Source organism: Okibacterium sp. AC114 (assembly GCF_979253355.1).
In genome coordinates this window covers 2,277,721-2,295,676 of record NZ_CEEDBR010000001.1, presented here as the reverse complement: position 1 = coordinate 2,295,676, position 17,956 = coordinate 2,277,721, and the positions used below count along the sequence as shown (strand labels likewise).

16 protein-coding genes are annotated in these 17,956 nt (G+C 69.0%); 6 read left to right on the top strand and 10 right to left on the bottom strand.

The genetic code is table 11. The features are described 5' to 3' along the window. Positions 1-5 precede the first annotated feature (5 nt). Both ACZ6IE_RS10640 and ACZ6IE_RS10635 read right to left on the bottom strand, forming a co-directional pair. A complete protein-coding gene (locus tag ACZ6IE_RS10640) occupies positions 6-1,004 on the bottom strand; it encodes a metallophosphoesterase (protein WP_464607921.1) in 999 nt (332 codons plus the stop codon). Further along, positions 1,001-3,538 (bottom strand): transglycosylase domain-containing protein, encoded by a 2,538-nt coding sequence (locus tag ACZ6IE_RS10635; RefSeq protein ID WP_464607920.1) that lies wholly within the window; start codon positions 3,536-3,538, stop codon positions 1,001-1,003. The genes ACZ6IE_RS10640 and ACZ6IE_RS10635 overlap by 4 nt, the downstream gene beginning before the upstream one ends. Positions 3,539-3,592: 54 nt before the next feature. Between ACZ6IE_RS10635 and ACZ6IE_RS10630 the strand changes: the two genes are divergently transcribed. After that, positions 3,593-3,763 (top strand): DUF4177 domain-containing protein, encoded by a 171-nt coding sequence (locus ACZ6IE_RS10630; protein WP_143459285.1) that lies wholly within the window; start codon positions 3,593-3,595, stop codon positions 3,761-3,763. Further along, the gene (locus tag ACZ6IE_RS10625) at positions 3,763-4,233 is read left to right on the top strand and encodes a RidA family protein (protein WP_464607919.1); all 471 of its coding nucleotides are present in this window, start codon (positions 3,763-3,765) and stop codon (positions 4,231-4,233) included. Before ACZ6IE_RS10630 ends, ACZ6IE_RS10625 begins: the two co-directional genes overlap by 1 nt. Here the strand turns inward: ACZ6IE_RS10625 and ACZ6IE_RS10620 are convergent. After that, on the bottom strand, positions 4,230-6,593 hold the full coding sequence (locus ACZ6IE_RS10620; RefSeq protein WP_464607918.1) for a glycosyltransferase family 39 protein: 2,364 nt from the start codon (positions 6,591-6,593) through the stop codon (positions 4,230-4,232). The two genes, ACZ6IE_RS10625 and ACZ6IE_RS10620, sit on opposite strands and share 4 nt — an antisense overlap. On the opposite strand from ACZ6IE_RS10620, the gene ACZ6IE_RS10615 reads away from it, so the two are divergent. After that, the gene (locus ACZ6IE_RS10615; protein ID WP_464607917.1) at positions 6,592-7,779 is read left to right on the top strand and encodes a ThiF family adenylyltransferase; all 1,188 of its coding nucleotides are present in this window, start codon (positions 6,592-6,594) and stop codon (positions 7,777-7,779) included. The two genes, ACZ6IE_RS10620 and ACZ6IE_RS10615, sit on opposite strands and share 2 nt — an antisense overlap. A gap of 9 nt (positions 7,780-7,788) precedes the next feature. On the opposite strand, the gene ACZ6IE_RS10610 is transcribed toward ACZ6IE_RS10615, so the two are convergent. Genes ACZ6IE_RS10610 through ACZ6IE_RS10600 form a run of 3 tightly spaced genes read right to left on the bottom strand, consistent with a single transcriptional unit; the run spans position 7,789 to position 10,797 of the window. After that, on the bottom strand, positions 7,789-8,154 hold the full coding sequence (locus ACZ6IE_RS10610; RefSeq protein WP_464607916.1) for a MoaD/ThiS family protein: 366 nt from the start codon (positions 8,152-8,154) through the stop codon (positions 7,789-7,791). A 3-nt stretch (positions 8,155-8,157) separates the two neighbouring features. Further along, on the bottom strand, positions 8,158-9,327 hold the full coding sequence (gene moaA, locus ACZ6IE_RS10605; protein ID WP_464607915.1) for a GTP 3',8-cyclase MoaA: 1,170 nt from the start codon (positions 9,325-9,327) through the stop codon (positions 8,158-8,160). A gap of 9 nt (positions 9,328-9,336) precedes the next feature. After that, on the bottom strand, positions 9,337-10,797 hold the full coding sequence (locus ACZ6IE_RS10600; RefSeq protein ID WP_464607914.1) for a glycosyltransferase 87 family protein: 1,461 nt from the start codon (positions 10,795-10,797) through the stop codon (positions 9,337-9,339). Between the two features lie 144 nt (positions 10,798-10,941). Between ACZ6IE_RS10600 and ACZ6IE_RS10595 the strand changes: the two genes are divergently transcribed. Together ACZ6IE_RS10595 and ACZ6IE_RS10590 are read left to right on the top strand one after the other, a co-directional pair. Then, positions 10,942-12,225 (top strand): molybdopterin-dependent oxidoreductase, encoded by a 1,284-nt coding sequence (locus ACZ6IE_RS10595; RefSeq protein ID WP_464607913.1) that lies wholly within the window; start codon positions 10,942-10,944, stop codon positions 12,223-12,225. After that, positions 12,222-12,728 carry a hypothetical protein gene (locus ACZ6IE_RS10590; RefSeq protein ID WP_464607912.1) on the top strand — a complete coding sequence of 169 codons (507 nt, stop codon included), beginning with the start codon at positions 12,222-12,224 and terminating at the stop codon, positions 12,726-12,728. Before ACZ6IE_RS10595 ends, ACZ6IE_RS10590 begins: the two co-directional genes overlap by 4 nt. A 3-nt stretch (positions 12,729-12,731) precedes the next feature. On the opposite strand, the gene ACZ6IE_RS10585 is transcribed toward ACZ6IE_RS10590, so the two are convergent. From ACZ6IE_RS10585 to ACZ6IE_RS10575, 3 genes are read right to left on the bottom strand one after another with little or no spacing between them, the layout of a single operon-like run. Next, positions 12,732-13,448, bottom strand: a complete 717-nt coding sequence (locus ACZ6IE_RS10585) for a class I SAM-dependent methyltransferase (protein ID WP_464607911.1) — start codon at positions 13,446-13,448, stop codon at positions 12,732-12,734. Beyond that, positions 13,429-14,124 carry a TIGR04282 family arsenosugar biosynthesis glycosyltransferase gene (locus tag ACZ6IE_RS10580; protein WP_464607910.1) on the bottom strand — a complete coding sequence of 232 codons (696 nt, stop codon included), beginning with the start codon at positions 14,122-14,124 and terminating at the stop codon, positions 13,429-13,431. The genes ACZ6IE_RS10585 and ACZ6IE_RS10580 overlap by 20 nt, the downstream gene beginning before the upstream one ends. Next, positions 14,121-14,792 carry a glycosyltransferase family 2 protein gene (locus tag ACZ6IE_RS10575; protein WP_464607909.1) on the bottom strand — a complete coding sequence of 224 codons (672 nt, stop codon included), beginning with the start codon at positions 14,790-14,792 and terminating at the stop codon, positions 14,121-14,123. The genes ACZ6IE_RS10580 and ACZ6IE_RS10575 overlap by 4 nt, the downstream gene beginning before the upstream one ends. A gap of 105 nt (positions 14,793-14,897) precedes the next feature. Between ACZ6IE_RS10575 and ACZ6IE_RS10570 the strand changes: the two genes are divergently transcribed. Further along, positions 14,898-16,724: a molybdopterin-dependent oxidoreductase gene (locus ACZ6IE_RS10570; protein ID WP_464607908.1), complete on the top strand. Its 1,827-nt coding sequence runs from the start codon at positions 14,898-14,900 to the stop codon at positions 16,722-16,724. Positions 16,725-17,389: 665 nt separating this feature from the next. On the opposite strand, the gene ACZ6IE_RS10565 is transcribed toward ACZ6IE_RS10570, so the two are convergent. Further along, the gene (locus ACZ6IE_RS10565; protein WP_464607907.1) at positions 17,390-17,767 is read right to left on the bottom strand and encodes a hypothetical protein; all 378 of its coding nucleotides are present in this window, start codon (positions 17,765-17,767) and stop codon (positions 17,390-17,392) included. Between the last annotated feature and the right edge of the window lie 189 nt (positions 17,768-17,956).

Here is a 17,956-nt window from a genome sequence, read left to right as displayed (position 1 = left end):
GACGTCTACGGCTTCGGAACGAGCGTGAGCAGCGTGGCTTCCGGACGGCACGCGAACCGCACGGGGGCGTAGATCGAGGTGCCGAGGCCGGCCGAGACGTGCAGGTGCGCGGCCCGCCAGGCATGTCGCCAGATGCTGAGCCCCTTCACCTGTGCGCGCGGGATGTCGCAGTTCGTGACGAGCGCGCCGTAGCCCGGAACGCAGACCTGCCCGCCGTGCGTGTGCCCGGCGAGGATCAGGTCGGCGCCGTGGGTGACGAACGAGTTGAGCACGCGCTGGTAGGGCGCGTGGGCGACGCCGATGGTGACGATGTCTCGCGTGGTGCGCTGCGCGTCGGCCGTGTCTTCGTCTTCGAAGTCTTCGTCTTCGCGCTGGGCGTCGATGAGCCCCGTGAGGAGGTCGAGGCGGTCGACGCCGATGTGCGGGTCGTCGACGCCGAAGAAGTCGAGCCGGGTGCCCTTGATGGTCACGCCACCGACGGCGTTGTTGAGGTTCTGCCAGCCGAGCGAATCGGTGAAGAAACGCTCGAGACGCGCGGTGTCGAGGTCGCGCGTGCGGCGCTTGGGGCGGCCGGCGGCGCGGGAGCTCGGCCCGAAGAAGTAGCGCAGCCAGTTCTTCTTGACCGGGCCGTAGTAGTCGTTCGAGCCATTGACGTAGGCGCCGGGCACGCCGCCGAAGTTGGCGAACGCCAGCTCGATGCCGGCAATGCCGTCTTTGTGGCCGAGGTTATCGCCCGTGTCGACGATCAGGTCGGGCTTCAGCTCGGCGAGATCACGCACCCACTGCTGCTTGTCGGCCTGCCAGGGCGCCATGTGCAGATCGGAGACATGCAGGATGGTGAGGGGCTCGGCGCCGTGCGGCAGCACGGGCACCTCGACACGGCGGAGGGTGAAGAGGCGCCGCTCGATGAGCGACCCCCAGGCGAAGGCCAGAAGCCCGGAGAGGGCCAGGGCGCCTACGGCGACCCCGGCCCCTCCGGTGGTGCGGCGGAGCGTTTTACTCAACCGCAGTTCTTCTTCTTCAACGCGACGGTGACCGTGGTGTTCTCGGGATTGGCGTTGGTGTTCGCCGCCGGGTTCTGCCCGGTCACCTGCCCGTCGTTCGGGGCCCCGGGGTCGGCGGTGCACATGAACTGCACACCGAAGCCGGCGTCTTCGAGCGACTTCTGGGCTCGTTGCTGGTTCTGGTTAGCCACGTCGGGCACGGCGACCTCGGCCGGTTGCCCGCTCGACGGACGCAGCGTGATGGTCGAACCGACCGACACGTTCACACCGGCGCCGGGCTCGGTGGCCGCGACAACGCCCTCTTGCAGCTGCGACGCGACGGGCTCGCCCGTGGCGACGGTGAATCCGGCGGACTGCAGCGTGGTGGTGGCGTCGGCGACGGACTTGCCGCGCACATCGGGCACCGCGACCTGCTTGGCGCGGATGAGGCTCTGCGAGGGCTGCGGGAACGCATCCCCGCCGAATTTGCCAACGGCCGAGTTCATGATCTGCGACCAGACGCGGAACTTGGCGCTGAAGCCGGTCTGCCCGCCGAGCACGCGCACGTTGTACATGCTCGCGTCGCCCGTGACGTTGCCGATCCAGAGCGAGGTGACGGCCTTGGTGGTGCCACCCGTGATCCAGGAGTGCAGGGCGTCGTCAGCGGTTCCCGTCTTGCCGAACAGGGGAGCGCCGCGCACGGTCGTGGCAGCAGCGGTTCCACCGGGCTGGAAGACGGTCTGCATGGCGTAGGCCGCCGTGTTGGCGATCTCGGGTGTGACACCCTGCTTGCAGTTGGCGTTCGGCGGCGTGAGCTTCTCGCCGTCGGGCTTGACGATCTCGTCGATGACGACGGGCTCGCAGTACTTGCCCTGGGCGGCGATGCCGGCGAACGACGCGGCCATGGTGAGGCCGGCGATGTCGTTCGAGCCGAGGATGGAGCCGGGGAAGTCGACGAGCTGCTTGCCGTCGGCGCGGTGAACGCCCATGGACTCGGCGGTCTGACGGATCTCGCACAGGTCGAGTTTCTGGGCCATGGCGACGAAGGCCGAGTTGACGCTTCGCTTGGTGGCGTCGATTGCCGTGATGGCTCCCGGGCTCGATCCGTCGAAGTTCTGCGGGTTCCACGCGCCACGCCAGTTGCCCTCACACGTGTTGGTGAAGGACGTGAACGTGCGGCGCTTGCCGTCGACCGTCTCGTTGAGCGAGTGGCCGTTCTTCAGCCAGTCGAGCAGCGTGTAGACCTTGTAGGACGATCCGACGGGGAAGCCCGTCGACCCACCGTAGGCCTGGTCGGTGTTGTAGTTCACGGCCGTGAAGCTCGGGTCGGGCGAATCGCCCGCCGTGTAGTTCTTGTTCTGCGCCATGGCGAGGACGCGGCCTGTGCCGGGCTGCACGGTGGCGGCCGTTGCGCCGATGTCGACGCGGGCCATGGCCTTGGGGATGTAGGCGTCGATGGCGGCCTGCGAGGAGTTCTGCAGGTCGAGGTCGAGCGTGGTGTAGACGTCGAGTCCGCCGCGCTTCAGCAGCGCCAGGCGCTCTTCGTCGGTGGCGCCGAAGGCCGGGTTGCGCTTGATCACCCAGGTCACGTAGTCACAGAAGTAGGCCGCGTTGCCCGCGGTCTGGCAGCCGGATGATGGCTGCACGATGTTGGGCTCGACCGCCGACGCGAGAGCCACGTCGTGCTCTTCTTGTGTGATCTTGTTCTCTTCGAGCATCTTGTCGATGACGTAGTCGCGGCGGACCTTCGTCAGCGAGTAGCCGTCGGCTGCGCCGTTGACCTCCTGGTCGGGACGGTCGATGCGCAGACCCGAGGGGTTGTTCAGCATGGCGATCAGCGTGGCCGCCTGCTGGATGTTGACGTCCTTGGAGGAGACCCCGAAGTAGTACTTCGACGCTGCCTCGACGCCGTAGCTCTGCCCGCCGAAGTTGGCGATGTTGAGGTAGCCCAGGAGGATCTGGTCTTTGGTGTAGTTCTTCTCGACACCGACCGCGAGACGCATCTCTTTCAGCTTGCGCTCGGGCGTGGTCTTGGTGGCCTCTTTGTAGGCGGCGTCGCGCTTGTCTTTGTCGGCGATCTGCTCGGCCTGCTGCACGAGGACGTTCTTCACGTATTGCTGCGTGATCGACGAACCACCCTGGGTGTCGCCACCGACCACGTAGGTCTTGATGACGGCACGGGCCGTGCCCATGATGTCGATGCCGCCGTGCTCGTAGAAGCGGGGGTCTTCAGCCGAGACCGCACCGTCTTTCAGGAACTGCGAGACGTTCTCCCACGCCACGTCTTCGCGGTTCTGGTCGAAGAAGGATGCGAGGAGCACGTGCGTGCCGTCGGCAGCCGTTGCGTAGATGTTCGACTTCTCCATGGGAGCGTCGACGTTGAGGTAGTTCGGCAGGTTGTCGAAGACGCTGATTGCGTTGTTCGCGGTCATGCCGGTGAGGGCGAGAGCGGGTGTGACAGCGGCGGTGACCAGCACCCCGGCGGCGACGCTGAGGCCGACGAATCCGAGGAGGCCGCCGAGCGCACCCCTACCCGTACGTTTTTCTTGAGGCATAGGATCGAGCCTAAGCGACAAAACTGTAAAAGTGCCCGAATAACGAGGAGAACCATGCCCCGCTGGGAGTACGTCACGACCCCCCTGCTCATCCACAACACCGCCGCGATCCTCAACAACTGGGGCAGCGACGGCTGGGAGCTCGTCCAAATCGTTACCGGACCGGAAGGCGGCCTCGTGGCCTACCTGAAGCGCCCGGTCGCCGAGGCCGGAGCGGGCGCCTGATGCCCGTCATCGCCGACCGGCTCGCCGAGCTCGGCATCGAGCTTCCCGAGGTGGCCGCGCCGGTCGCCGCCTACGTGCCCGCCGTGGTGCAGGGCAACCTGGTCTACACGTCCGGCCAGCTGCCCTTCGTCGCGGGCGCGCTGCCGGCCACGGGCAAGGTGGGCGACGGCCACGGCCTGGTGCCCGCCGCCGACGCGCAAGACTTCGCTCGCACGGCCGCCCTCAACGCCCTTGCCGCCGTGCAGAGCGTCATCGGCTCGCTCGACCGCGTGACCCAGATCGTCAAGGTCACGGGTTTCGTGGCCTCCGCCCCCGAGTTCACCGGTCAGCCGGGTGTCATCAACGGCGCCTCGACGGTGCTCGGCGAGATCTTCGGCGACCTGGGCGTGCACGCGCGCTCGGCCGTCGGCGTCGCCGTGTTGCCGCTCGACTCGCCCGTCGAGGTCGAGATCATCGTCGCCTTCGCCTAGGGCGCGGGCGTCGCGACCGGAACGGTGGGAGCCGACGTCGACCCCGGTTCGCCGGGCAGCGGCGTCGGCATCCCGAACGGGTCGGTGGGCGGCGTCGTGAGCGACGGGTCGACGTAGTCCTCTGGCGGGGCGCCTCGCGTGGGGGCATCCCCGTCGTCGGTGGGAACGCGCTCGAAGCGCAAGACGTTCACGCCCGTGAGCTTCCACTGCTCGGTGATCGAGAAGCCGAAGGGCGCCAGCCGTGCAGCCACGCCGCCGCGCCAGTCGCGTTTGTTGCTGGTGATCAGGTAGATGACATCCGCTTCGTTGGCCACGTCGAGGCGCTCAGAGAGCGGGTAGATGCTCTCCCAGAGGGTGCCGCGCAGGGCGCCGGGGGTGTCGAGGTTGATGTCGGTCATGCCCGCGAAGGCCTCGGGATAGGCGACCTCGATGACGCGGGAGGTGGCCGTGGGGTGGCGTCTGACGGGGCCGAAGATCACGGCATCCTTGGTGCCCACCGTCTCGGCGGCACGCTCGCGCGCGATGAGGTCGGCCACCTGCGACCACGCCGAGTTGTCCTTGGCCTCTGGCAATCGCTGAGAGACGATGGATGGCGCAGCCACCGCCGCGATGACCGTGACGGCGACGGCGATCTGCCACTTCTTGCGCAGCACCGCCACGATCGGCACGGCCATCAGCAGAGCGAGCGCGGGAGCGGTGAAGGCCAGGTAACGCGGCGAATACAGCGGCGAGAAGATCTCGGAGGCGACGACGAGCCCCGACAGCGGCACGAGGAGCCACGGCACGGCGACCTGCAGCAGCGTGAGACCGCCGCCCGCGATGCCGCCCGGTTTGGCGGGGGAGCGGAACCGCACCCAGCCGCCCCAGGCGAGGATGACGACGCCGACCGCGCCGAGAGGCCAGCCGATCCACGCGAGAACGGGATTCTCGGTGAAGAACTGGGTCGTGAAGATCTGGCCGCGCGTGGCGTCGCTGATGGGGGCGATCCAGCTGACCTGTTTGGCCTGGGCCCGGATGGCGAGCACGAGTGGCAGTGCGCCCGCGGCCGCGATGCCGGCGGCGACGAGGAACGATCCGAAGACGCGGGCGGTGTTGGCCGCACGGGCTTTACCCCGCAGCCGCGTGAGCGCCCACCACACCATGGTCGCGCCGTGGGCCGCGAGCAGGAGGGCGAGGTAGGCGAAGACGGCGACGCCGCCGACGGCCAGGATCACGTAAGCGACCCAGGGCCAGATGCGGCGACGGCTGCGCACCGCATAGACGAGCACGAGAGTGAGCGTGATGGCGATGAGCGTGGTCAGCGCGAACGAGCGACCCTCGGTTCCCATCCACGCCACGCGCGGCATGAGGAAGAACAGGATGCCCGCCACCACGGCGATGCGGTGCGTGACGAGGCGTCCGCCCAGCCACACGATGAAACCGGAGGACAGGCCGATGCAGATGGCGCTCGGCAACCTGAGCGTCAACGGGCTGTAGCCGACCAGGTCGAACCAGAGGTGCATGAGCGAGTAGTAGGCGGCGTGCACGGCGTCGACGGTCTGCACCATCTGCCAGAGCTGGCCGAAGCTGCGCGTGGCCGAGGTGACCGTGGCGGCCTCGTCGTACCAGACGGAGGGAACCCAGAGGAAGGCGCCCGAGACGAGGAGGCCCGCGAGGCCGACGAGGATGGCGTCGCGCAGGCGCCGGCCGCGACCGGGGGCTGCGGGGGAGCGCTTCGACGGGCGACGGGGGGTCTTCGTCGAGGTGGCGGCTGAGGATGTCTCGGCCGAGGGTGCGTGGGCTGAGGGTGTCTGTGCTGCGGGTGTCTGGGCTGAGGGTGTTTGGGCCGAGGATGTTTCAGCCGCGGATGTTTCGGCCGCAGGTGTGCCGACGGAGGAAGTCTCGGGTGAGGCTGTTTCGGGTGAGGTCGTCTCGACTGCTGAGCGGGTGGGCTGGGCGCGCTGAGCGGCGGCGGCCGGAGTCGCCACACCCGCGACGGCCGGGGCGCCGGAGGTTTCGTCCCGGTGTGCTGCGGTAGGCGTCTCGGCTGTCGCCGGAGAGTCGTCCGCGGGCGAGGGGGCGCTCGCCGGGTTCTCGTACGCCGAGGGAGACGCCGAGGCATCCGTGCGCGCGTTGGTGCTGGCGTTGGTGCTGGTGCTGGAGCTGGTGCTGGAGCTGGAGCTGGAGCTGGCGTCAGCCGGGTCACCGAACACCTGGGTCGCGCGCGTGATGGCGGCGTCGAGTTCGTCGGGGGACGATGCGGCGGGGGAGTGGTCGGGCTCGTCGGGACGGTCGGACGCCTGAGGTGCGGCGTTGTCACCCGCGGTTAGGCTGGGGTCGTCGCTGCCGCGCGCCGAGTGTGCGCGAGGAAGGTCAGTCATGAATTCTCTGCCTCCGCTAGTGGAACCCGGGCCGGCGCTCAGCCCTGCCCAACTCGAACGTTTCTCACGTCATGTTGCCTTGCCCGGCCTCGGACTCACCGGTCAACGACGGCTCTCGAACGCGCGTGTGCTGGTGGTGGGGGCCGGGGGTCTCGGCTCACCCGTGCTGCACTACCTTACCGCGGCGGGCATCGGAACCCTGGGAGTGCTGGACGACGACACCGTGGATGTGAGCAATCTTCAGCGTCAGGTCATCCACTCGACGGCCACGGTCGGCATGCCCAAAGCGGAGTCGGCGGCCCAGGCCATGTGCGCCATCAACCCCGACGTACGCGTCGAGGTGCACCCCGTGCGGCTGACGCCCGAGAACGCGCTCGACCTCTTCGCGCGCTACGACGTCATCGTCGATGGAACCGACAACTTTTTCACCCGCTATCTCGCCAATGACACCGCGGCCGTGCTCGGCAAGCCCTATGTCTGGGGCTCGGTACTGCGCTACGACGCGCAGGTGAGCGTGTTCTGGCAGGGAGCCCCAAAGGGGCGGTCGCTCGACTACCGCGACCTGTTGCCTGTCGCGCCGAACGACGACGACGTTCTCTCGTGTTCGGATGCCGGCGTGCTTGGCGCCGTGTGTGGCCTCGTCGGTTCGATGATGGCGACCGAGACGATCAAACTCGTGGCCGGCGTGGGGGACGTGCTGCTCGGGCGCGTGCAGAACTTCGACGCCCTGGCCGGCACCTGGCGCGAGTTCGAGCTGCGCCGCGATGACGCCCGTCGGCCCATCACGCTCGACGAGTGGCACGAGCGGTGGGGTGACGGCGCCACGGGTGCGTCAGCTGATCGAGCGCCCGTCGATGCGAGCGTGCCACTCATCGAGCCGCGCGAGTTGGCGGCGCTTCTGCGCGACGCGGATGCGGGTATCGAACTCGTCGACGTGCGTCAGCCGTTCGAGCGCGACATCGTGTCCATCGCGGGCTCATCCTGGCTCGACCCCGAGGCGCTCGTCGAGGGCCTGCGCCGACGCGGGGTGGATGCCGGAACGCCCGTGGTCGTGCTGTGCAAGTCGGGCGTCCGCTCGGCCCGCGCCGTGCGGGAGCTGCGGGAACACGGGGTCGACGCGCGGTCGTTGCGGGGCGGCATCCTGGCCTGGGTCGACGAGGTCGAACCCGAGTTGCCGCGCTACTGAGAGCTCGGCTCAGCCGCCGGCGAAGGGCGGCATGACGTCGATCCGGTCGTCCGCCGCGAGGGTGCGGGCGTGGTCGGTGACCGCCACCCCGTTGACGAGGAACGAGCAGCGCCCGAAAACTGCTTCGGCGTGAGTGACGGCGATGGCGTCGGTCGAGGTCGAGGCCGCCGCAGGGGCTGGTGCCGGGGCTGCGTCAGCGACGGGGGATGACGGTGCCGCGAGTTGCCCAGCAACCGCCGCGAGGGCATCCGCGATGGTGGAGCCCGCCGGAAGGTCGACCTCGGCGGTGTCGCGACCGACGGCGGCGCGCGCGGCAGCGAAGAAGCGCAGGCTGACGCGCAGGGCTGTGGCGGAGGCATCCGCTCGGGTGGTCACGCGTCAGCCGCCGATCGCGCTCATGCTGCGGGCGGGCTGCACGAAGTCGGGGTTGTCGAGGCCGTGCCCGGCGGGTTTGCCCCACATGGCTTCGCGCCACAGGTCGGCGACCTCGGCGTCGGAGGCGCCGGCGCGCATCGGGGTGAGCAGATCGGTCTCGGTGTGCGAGAAGAGGCAGCTGCGCACGCGGCCGTCGGCCGTGAGGCGCGTGCGGCGGCAGTCGGCGCAGAACGGTTCGGACACCGACGCGATGATGCCGACCGTGCCGAGCTCGACGCCCGAGCGGTCGAACACCCGGAAGAGTTCGGCGGGGGCGCCGTCGCGCGGGGCCTCGTGGGGCGTGAGCGTGAAGCGTTCGGTGAGACGGGCTCGAATCTCGGTGGCCGTTACCATATCGGAACGGCTCCACGTGTGATCGGCGTCGAGAGGCATCTGCTCGATGAAACGCAGCTGGTAGCCGCGCTCGAGGCACCACGCCAGCAGCTCGGCCGCCTCGCCGTCGTTTACGCCGCGCAGCAGCACGGCATTGATCTTGATGGGGCCGAGACCCGCCTCGGCCGCCTTCTCGATGCCGTCGAGCACGCGCTCGAGGAACGGGCGGCGCGTGACCTCGAGAAAAGTCGCCGCGTGCACGGTGTCGAGCGACACGTTGATGCGGTCGAGGCCCGCGGCGGCGAGCCCGGCCGCGCGCGACGACAGGCCGATCGCGTTGGTCGTGAGCGAGACCTCGGGGCGCGGCTCGAGCGCGGAGCACGCCGCGATGATCGAGGCCAGGTCGGCGCGGAGAAGCGGTTCGCCGCCCGTGAAGCGCAGCTGACGCACCCCCAGCAGCGAGACGGCGATATGAGACATCCGCACCACTTCGTCGGCCTGCATGAGCGCGGCGGCGGGTTTGGTGGGCAGGCCCTCGGCGGGCATGCAGTAGGTGCAGCGCAGGTTGCAGCGCTCGGTGAGCGAGATGCGCAGGTCGGTGGCCGAGCGGTTCCAACGGTCGACCAGGCCGGACGCCGCGGGGCGCGCTCCGGCGTGCACGATCGGGCCGAGCCCGAGACCCACCGGGGTGGCGGCCGCGCGCGAGGCGGTTGAGCCGAGAGACGCGAGAGCGACCGGCTCGGGCGCTCCACGGCCCGCGCCGGCAGCCGGCACGGCGGGTACTCCGAGAGAGACGGTCACAGGTTGAGGCTAAGCGACATCGGGTCGATCCGCCACGTCGGGCGTCCTCGCGGCAACACTCGAGTCGGTTGCGACATCTTTTCGACGCCCCGGCAGCCGACGACGGATGCTGCGCCACAGCTGTTGCGGAGCATCCGGCCCCTGACGCCACCACGACACCGCCACCAGCACGACGATCGACACCGCGATGCCCCACCGCTGCACCGCGAGGCTCGGGAAGATCTGCCGGTTGAGAATCGAGAGGCCGATCACGAACCACTCCCACCGCCCGCTCATGGCGATGAACGGCACGAGCAGCAGGGCGTACCAGGGGTAGCGCGGGCTCACGATGAGGAGCGTCACGCCGATCATGACCAGCTGCGCCACCCACGGCCGTTCTGGGTCGGTCGCCACGATGACGGCCACGGCCGTGACCACGAGCAGGATGGCCGCGACGGGCAACGCCGCGCTGCCCGGGGCGAACAGGGAGATGAGACCGAATCTGCTGCCATCCTCATAACCCTCTTCGCTGAGGTAGCCGGGCAGATAGCCGAGCACGCCGATGCCGGTCGACAGGATGTAGGGGATGTAGAGCACGGCGAACGTGGCGACGGCCGCGACGACGACCTTCCAACCCTGGCGGCGCAAGAGGGCGGGGGCCGCGATCACCGGGATGAGTTTGACGGCTATGGCGCCGCCCAGGGCCACACCTCCGAGCGCGCGTCGGCCGATCGTGACCGACAGCGTGGCCACGAGGATGAGCACGGCCCCGACGAGGTCGACGTGCGAGTTCGTGACGCCCTCGGCCAAGACGAGCGGACACCACGCCCACAGCGCCGCCTGCCAGCCCGGCAGACCGCGCCGGCGCAGGGCCCGCAGCAGCAACGCGGCCGTGCCCAGCACGAAGAGCAGCCCGACGGCTTGGAGTGGCCAATACTCGGCCGAGGGGCCGACGAAGAAGCGCACCCCCGCGAACAGCATCTCGGCGAGCGGCGGATAGATCGTCGGCACCTGCGGGCGGTTGATGGCCGTGCACAGCACCTCGCCCGTGCCGACCTCGCGCGTCTTCGAGATGCGCTCGCCGTCACAGCTCTCGGAACCGTCGGCCGCGACCGTCGGCGCCGGGAACAGCCAGTCGGTGCGCAGCTCGGCGAGGGCCGGGTCGGCGGGCACGTATTTGTAGGGAGAGATGCCCGCGTTCTGCACGATTCCGTCCCAGGCATACCGCGCCGAATCGGTGCTCGTGTTGGGCGGACCCGCCATGGCCGCGGCGCCGAGCACCGCGCATCCGATGAGCACGAGGGCCGTCACCGCGCGGCCGCGCACGCCCTTCAGCGCCCAGATCGACAGCGCGAACAGGGCCCACAGCGTGTAGGTCGCCCACGCCATGGCCGGGCGGTCGTCGTCGCTGTAGACGCCCAGATTCAGCACCGTGAAAGCCGTCAGAACGGTGGATGCCGCCAGGAGAACGGCGGTGAGAGCGATACGCACGTCCCCATCTTGAAGGAAAAGCCGGCCGAGACCCATCCCGAATGGCCACGGTGACGAATAAAGGTCAGCAATACGTGTCGGCAGGCATCCGCCCGCCTAGGCTCAGAGCCACACCGCGCAGACGCGCTCGACGAAGGGACCGGCATGCGATTCCTTCTCTATCGACTGCGCCGCAGCATCGACTCGCCCTCGCGCAACCCGCGCATGGCCACCGTCACCGGCCGGCTGCTCGGCCTCGCGTTCCTGATCTGCTTCGGCACGGGGCTCTACAGCCACTTCCTGCAGGAGCCGCTGGCCTGGATGACCTTCACCACGCGCCCCCTGTGGCTCTACCAGGTGACGCAGGGCATCCACATCACGGCCGGCATCCTGTGCTTCCCGCTGCTGCTCGGCAAGCTCTACGTGGTGTTCCCCGACCTGTTCCAGTACCCGCCCGTGCGCAGCCTGAAGAAGGGCGGCGCCGTCGACCTGCTCGAGCGCGGGTCGATCGCGCTCTTCGTCGGGGCGTCGCTCGTCGAGATCACGATCGGGTTGCTGAACACTTTTCAGCTCTACATCTGGCCATTCGGCTTCCGGCAGGTGCACTACGCCCTCGCCTACGTGATCATCGGGTCGCTCGCTATTCACATCGCGGTGAAGCTGCCCGTGATCAGGCGGTACTGGTTCAAGGGGCGCATGCCAGAGGGTGAGCCGGTTCTCGCCAGCGGGCGTCAGGATGCCGAAATCGGTCAAGAGATGGCGGATGCTCGCGCGGCGAGTGCACCCTTCGCCGCTCGCGGGATCACCGGGCGGGTCTTCGACTGGATCGACACGACCCCCGCTCCGGACAAGGCCGTCAGCCGGCGCGGTTTCGTCGCCACGCTCGCCGTCGCGGCCGCGGCCCTCGTGGCATTAACGGGCGGCCAGTCGTTCCGCGTGCTCGACCGCCTCAACGCCTTCGCGCCGCGCAAGGCCGGCATCGGCCCGCAGTCGCTGCCCATCAACCGCACGGCCGCTGCCGCGAAGGTCACCGAGACGGCCGTCGACCCGGGCTGGACGCTGACCATCGCCAACGGCGACCGCAGCATCGACCTCACTTACGCCGACCTGACGGGTATGCCGCAGACCGCCGTCGACCTGCCCATCGCATGCGTCGAGGGGTGGAGCCAGATGGCCAGCTGGAGGGGCGTGCGCATGAGCGAGTTGGCGGCGCTCGTGGGCGCGACATCCGCCGACGCTTTCAAGGCCACCAGCCTCGAGACGAATTCGCGCTACGGCGTGATGACGATGGGCCCCGAATACGTGAACGATCCTTTGACCCTGGTGGCCGTGCAGCTCAACGGCGAACCGCTCGACATCGACCACGGCTACCCCGCGCGCATGATCGCGCCCGGTCGCCCCGGTGTGCTGCAAACCAAATGGCTGAGCCGACTGGAAGTGACCTCATGACCGGAGTCGTGGCAGAAGCCCCCGAGAGCGTGGGGCGTGGCGTCACCGTTGTGCGAGGCATCCTCATCGCCCTGGGCGTGGCCCTCATCGGTTTCGGCGGCTACACGCTCGTCATGCTGCAGCCGAGGCCGAACCAGCTGATCGGCGTGGCCGTGTGGCTCATCGGCGCGATCGTGCTGCACGATGCCGTGCTGTCGCCGCTGCTCGTGGGCGTCGGCCTCCTCATGCGACGGGCCGGGCATCGCGTGCCCTGGACCGTGATCGCGCTCGTGCAGGGCGCCGTGGTCATCGGATGCCTCTTCACGCTCATGTTCTTGCCCGAGGTCGCCGTGCAACAGCGCGGGCCGAAGAACGCGACCGTCGTGCCGCTGGACTATGCGCAGAACCTCGTGATCATGTGGGCCGTGCTCGCCGCGATCGTGATCGTCGGCAGCATCATGCTCGTGCGGCGCACGCGGCGCGGGGGACGCAGCCACAGCAACGTGCGCCCGCCGCGCGCGTAAAGCCTAGGAGGCGTCGAGCGCCAGCGACACGAACGTGCGGCCGTCGGCCACCCAGTTCTGGTCCGGTACGAGGCCGGCGTGGGCGGCGCGGGTAGTCAGGGCGCGCTGGCCGATCTCGGCCCAAGGGAACGGGTCGCTCTGGTGGCCGTGGCCGTTGACGACGGCGCCCTCGAAGGCGCGGTCGTGGTCGTCGTCGGGATGGGTCTCGACGATGACGCGCCCGTGCGGCGCCAGCAGCTCGGCGACACGCGCGAGCAGGGCGCTCGGGTCTCCGCCGATGCCGATGTTGCCGTCGAGCAGCAGCGCCGTGCCCCACGCACCTTCACGCGGCAGCGGGTCGAAGACCGAGCGGCGCAGCACGTCGAGTCCGGCCGCCTCGGCGATCTCGAGGGCCGCGGGCGACACGTCGATGCCGAAGGCCTCGAAACCGGCGTCGGCGGCGGCTTTCACCATGCGACCCGGGCCGCAGCCGATGTCGAGCACGGGGCCCGTCGCTCGCGTCAGCACGTCGCGGTCGGTGGCATCCGCGTCGGCGCTCCACTTCGACACGTCGAACGGCGCCGGATGCCGGGGCGAATCGCTCGCCGTCTCACGCAGGTAGAGCACCTCGTCGTCGTGGCGAAGCGCCCGGGCATAGGGCTCGCCGCCGCCCGAACCGAAGGTGGCCGGGACGGTGGGGGTGGCGAAATCATCCGAACGGTCAGTTTCGGTCGTGCTCATGGCGGGCTCCTTCGGCGGTGGCGGAGGTAGCGCCCTCGATGCGGCGCAGAGTTTCGGCGAAACGCGTGTGCGGGGCGATGGTCGCCACGGTGCGCGCGTCGTCGATGGTGTCGACGTCGACGAGTTCCGGGACGAGGCTCGCGCTGAGGCCGGCCGCTTCGAGGCGGTCGAGTTGCACGCGGCCGGTGTCGTCCTGTGACATGGGCACGCCGCGAATGAGCGAGCCGTCGGGTTCACGCATGCCGAGTGTCCAGAAGCCGCCGTCGTTGGCGAAGCCGAAGAAGACGTCGGTGGTGGCGGCATCCGTGGCTTCGTCTTCGTCTTCGGCGGCCCACCGCGCGAACATGTCGCGCAGAACCTGGGCGTCGAGCTGGGGCGTGTCCATGCCGATCAGCACGGTCGGACCCGTGCAGTGATCGAAAATGTGCGCCAGCCTCACGTCGAGGTCTCCTGTTCCTTGAGGTACTACCTCATAGTCTTCGGAGCCCGGCGGGAAAAGGTTTCCATCGAAGTACAGGATGCGGCGATCAACGTCGACGGCGCTGGCCGCGGCGAGCGTGTCCTGGATGGCGGCGGCGGCGACCTCGGCGGCCTCCTCGTAACTCAGCGGCGGATGCAGGCGCGTTTTCACCTTGCCGGGAATGGTCTCTTTCGCGATGACGATCAGCGTGGTCACGGGCGGCGCACCTCTCTCAGCAGGCGGGACATGTCTTGGATGGCGACCACGGTGCCCTTCAGGGTTCCGGTCACCTTCGAGCGGCCGACGCGTTCCGTGTAGGGGGTGTCGGTTTCTTCGATGCGCCACCCCTTGGCTTTCGCGCGCAACACCATCTCGAGCGGGTAGCCGCTGCGGCGGTCCTGCAGGTCGAGGGCGAGCAGGCGCTCGCGGTGGCCGGCTCGCATCGGGCCGAGGTCGTGGATGTCCACATGCGCGCGTCGGCGGATGAGGAACGACAGCGCGAGGTTGGCGGCACGGGCGTGCAGGGGCCACGATCGGGCGGTTGTCGGGCGTCGGCGCCCGAGCATCAGGTCGACGTCGTCGCGCTCGACCGGATCGACGACCAGCGGCAGATCGGCGGGGTCCATCGAGGAGTCGGCGTCGCAGAACGCCACGATGGGTGCGGATGCGGCGAGCAGACCCGTGTGGGCCGCCGAACCGAAGCCCCGGCGCGCTTCCGAGACGACGACGGCTCCGTGCTCGCGGGCGACCTCGGCCGACCGGTCAGTCGAGCCGTTGTCGACGACGATGGCGCGGTAACCCTCCGGCAGGCGGGACATGATCCAGGGCAGCGAGCCTTCCTCGTTCAAACAGGGGAAGATGACGTCGACTCGGGGCTGAACCATTTTCTGAGAGTACAAGCAAGCGGTGTGGCATCCGTGCACCGGGAGTTGGCCTTGACAACCGCTCGACGGGCGTCGAAACGCAGCGGGGCGACTTATTCTGAGGCGATGAGCACAGACGACGAGCGGGCGGACCCGGCGACCACGTGGGACTCGCTGGCCGTGGGCGACGCGGGCGACGCGGGCCGGGGGCGTAACGTCGGGGGCGACTCGGGCGTCGCGGCCCGCGGGGGCAGCGCTTCCGGTGCCGGCCCCAGCATCGATGAACGTGGCGGCGAGAGGTCCGGCGTCCATGGCTCAGGCGCTCGCGCCGGCAGCCTCGGCCGGAGCTCGGGCTCGGGTGAACTCGACGCTGGCCCACGTCTTCCGCTGTTTCGTGACCCGGCCACCTGGTGGGCTGCGCTCGCGGGCATCGTCTCGGCCATCGTGGTGCTCGCCGTCGCCGAAGTCATCGCGGTGTTCCTCGGCCTGGCGGGCAGCCCGTTGTTCGCGGTGGGCGCGTGGGTCATCGACCTCGTCCCCGGCTGGCTGAAGGATGCCGTCATCCAGGCGTTCGGCACCGCCGACAAAGTCGTCCTGCTCGGTGTTCTCGCCGTTGTCGTGCTGCTTCTCGCCGCCGCGGCCGGTCTCGCGCAATATCGTCGCGCGCCGTGGGGCGTCGTTATCCTCGTCGCGGTCTCGGCCGTCGCCGCGGTCGCCGTGACGACCCGACCCGAGGCGACGGGTGTGGATGCCATCCCCACCGTCGTCGGCATGATCGCGGGCGCCGTACTGCTGCGGCAGGCCGTGCGGGCGCTCGCCGACTGGCGCGAATCGGCGGCCCGTGAGCGGGGCGCTGTCGCGCGTTCGGGCGGGCTCGCCCAGCTCGACCGTCGCAAGTTTCTCGGCCTGACCCTCATCGCCGGCGTCGCTGCGGCGGCCGCCGGGGCCGGCGCGCGGGCCTTCAACCAGGCCGTCACCTACGTCTCAGATCTGCGCGCCAAGATCACGCTGCCCGCCGCCGCGACGACCGAGGCCCCCGCTCCGGCCGGTGCCGACCTCGACATCGACGGCGTGGTCTCCTACATCACTCCGAACGAGGAGTTCTATCGCATCGATACGGCCCTGCAGGTGCCCAACATCGACCCTGATGCCTGGAGCCTGAAGGTCACGGGGCTCGTCGATCGTGAGGTCGAGATCACCTTCGACGAGCTTCTGGCCAAACCGCTGATCGAGCACACGACGACGCTCGCGTGCGTCTCGAACGAGGTCGGTGGAACCCTCATCGGCAACGCGGTGTGGCTGGGCTATCCGATCCGCGAACTGCTCGCGGAGGCGGGAGTGCAGGCGGGAGCCGACATGGTGTTGTCGCGCAGCGAGGACGGTTTCACGGCATCCACCCCGCTCGAGGTGCTGCAGGAAGAGGGCCGAGAGGCGATGCTGGCGGTCGGCATGAACGGTGAGCCGCTGCCGCTCGAACACGGCTTCCCGGTGCGCATGGTGGTGCCGGGGTTGTATGGCTACGTGTCCGCGACGAAGTGGGTGGTCGAGCTGACGGTGACGACGTTCGCGGCCGAAACCGCCTATTGGACCGACCGCGGCTGGGGCGAGCGCGGCCCGATCAAACAGTCGTCGCGCATCGACACGCCGCGGCAACTCGGCAAGATCGCCCCGGGGCGCACGGCCGTCGCGGGTGTGGCGTGGGCGCAGCACACGGGCATCCGCGCGGTCGATGTGCGCATCGACGACGGCCCGTGGCAGCCGGCCCGCCTCGCCGACACCGTCGGCCCCGACACCTGGGTGCAATGGGTCTACGAATGGGATGCCTCGGCCGGCCAGCACCAGGTGCAGGTGCGCTCCACCGACACCACGGGCCAGCAGCAGACCGAAGCCCTCGCGGGCGTGCTCCCCGACGGCGCCACGGGCCTCCACACCATCACGGTGAACGTGGGCTGATCGCTCGCGCGGAGTCGTGTTGGGTCTCTCGGAAGCGGGAACGGAACTCGCGTGCTGGCCCTCACCGGCCCGCTCATGCCCGCCGAGGTTACCCGGACTTCTGGGGGTGTGTGTCCGCGGTGGTGTCGGGGCCGGGGTGCCGTAGTACTCCTCGTATGGATCAGGAAGCGTCTTGGAGATCTCCTCATCGATATCGTGCCAGTCGCCAGGCACGCAGGCGCCCTCTACGGAGATGACTATGGCTCCGGAATCGAAACTGTAATCCAGCACCGCGCCGCTCGGAGCGGTGGCGACGATGGCGCGGTGCCCGGGCGCGAAAGAGGCCGTTTCGAGTGCGAACCCTTGGGCTTGCCAGTAGTGGAGCATCCGTTCGGTGGGGCCGTCGATGTCTGTGAGGCCTTCTTGCCGTCGCCCACCGGTCCAGTACACGCCGTCGTCTTCACCGGCGACGTCGCACATCTCCGGGAGTGCGCTCTCTTCGATGTACCACTCGCCGCCGAGGACGCTCGACGCGTTCTCGAGCAGGGTGTGCATTTCGGCGCGAGCTTCTTCGGGCGTCATCACGGATTCAGGGCTTCCTTGCTTGTGTTCGATCGAGCGCTCCGTCGAGCTACATCCCGACAGAGCGAGGACCATAAAAATTGCTGCAACTGTGCTGGTCCTCGTCATCGGTCGTACACCAGACGCGGGTGCGGATCATTACGCATTCCCTCCGTGACGGACTGGCCACGAACGATTCTCTGGATATTGCGGAGGCTCTCGGTGCGGGGGCCGAAGTACTTTCGCTGATCGTCGGTTTCACTTCCGCCGACCGCATTGTGCCCTTTGACGGGTTCGAGACCGGCGCCCATCATCTGCACGGCGTGCCCCGCGCTCTGCATCGCCCGCGCCACCACCGCCGACCCGATCGTTTCGGTTGACGCCATGCGCATGCGCGCGAGAAGCAGCGGCACCGTCACACCCGCGATGTAGGCCGCGACGGCCCGATCGACGAGCACCTTTCCTTCGTCGATGTCTGAATATGTGATCGTGAGATCGGCCATGGCGCCCCCGCCCCGGAACCGTTGGCTACTCAGCAGGGCGGCGGTTCCCTCATCCGCGATGCCCTGCCAAAGTAGCCCGCTTGCGCGACCGCCCGAGGGCATATTGGGCGCTCGAAAACGGCGAACGTGAGGCTTATTTCAGAACGACGAGGAGGTGGCCCCTGTTCGGGTGCGTCGGCCCCGTCGAGG

Bases quoted from the DNA above. Each gene is read 5' to 3' on its own strand.
- ACZ6IE_RS10635 (WP_464607920.1), bottom strand. From the start codon at position 3,538: ATGCCTCAAGAAAAACGTACGGGTAGGGGTGCGCTCGGCGGCCTCCTC.
- ACZ6IE_RS10630 (WP_143459285.1), top strand. From the start codon at position 3,593: ATGCCCCGCTGGGAGTACGTCACGACCCCCCTGCTCATCCACAACACC.
- ACZ6IE_RS10625 (WP_464607919.1), top strand. From the start codon at position 3,763: ATGCCCGTCATCGCCGACCGGCTCGCCGAGCTCGGCATCGAGCTTCCC.
- ACZ6IE_RS10615 (WP_464607917.1), top strand. From the start codon at position 6,592: ATGAATTCTCTGCCTCCGCTAGTGGAACCCGGGCCGGCGCTCAGCCCT.
- ACZ6IE_RS10620 (WP_464607918.1), bottom strand. From the start codon at position 6,593: ATGACTGACCTTCCTCGCGCACACTCGGCGCGCGGCAGCGACGACCCC.
- ACZ6IE_RS10595 (WP_464607913.1), top strand. From the start codon at position 10,942: ATGCGATTCCTTCTCTATCGACTGCGCCGCAGCATCGACTCGCCCTCG.
- ACZ6IE_RS10590 (WP_464607912.1), top strand. From the start codon at position 12,222: ATGACCGGAGTCGTGGCAGAAGCCCCCGAGAGCGTGGGGCGTGGCGTC.
- ACZ6IE_RS10585 (WP_464607911.1), bottom strand. From the start codon at position 13,448: ATGAGCACGACCGAAACTGACCGTTCGGATGATTTCGCCACCCCCACC.
- ACZ6IE_RS10575 (WP_464607909.1), bottom strand. From the start codon at position 14,792: ATGGTTCAGCCCCGAGTCGACGTCATCTTCCCCTGTTTGAACGAGGAA.
- ACZ6IE_RS10570 (WP_464607908.1), top strand. From the start codon at position 14,898: ATGAGCACAGACGACGAGCGGGCGGACCCGGCGACCACGTGGGACTCG.
- ACZ6IE_RS10565 (WP_464607907.1), bottom strand. From the start codon at position 17,767: ATGGCCGATCTCACGATCACATATTCAGACATCGACGAAGGAAAGGTG.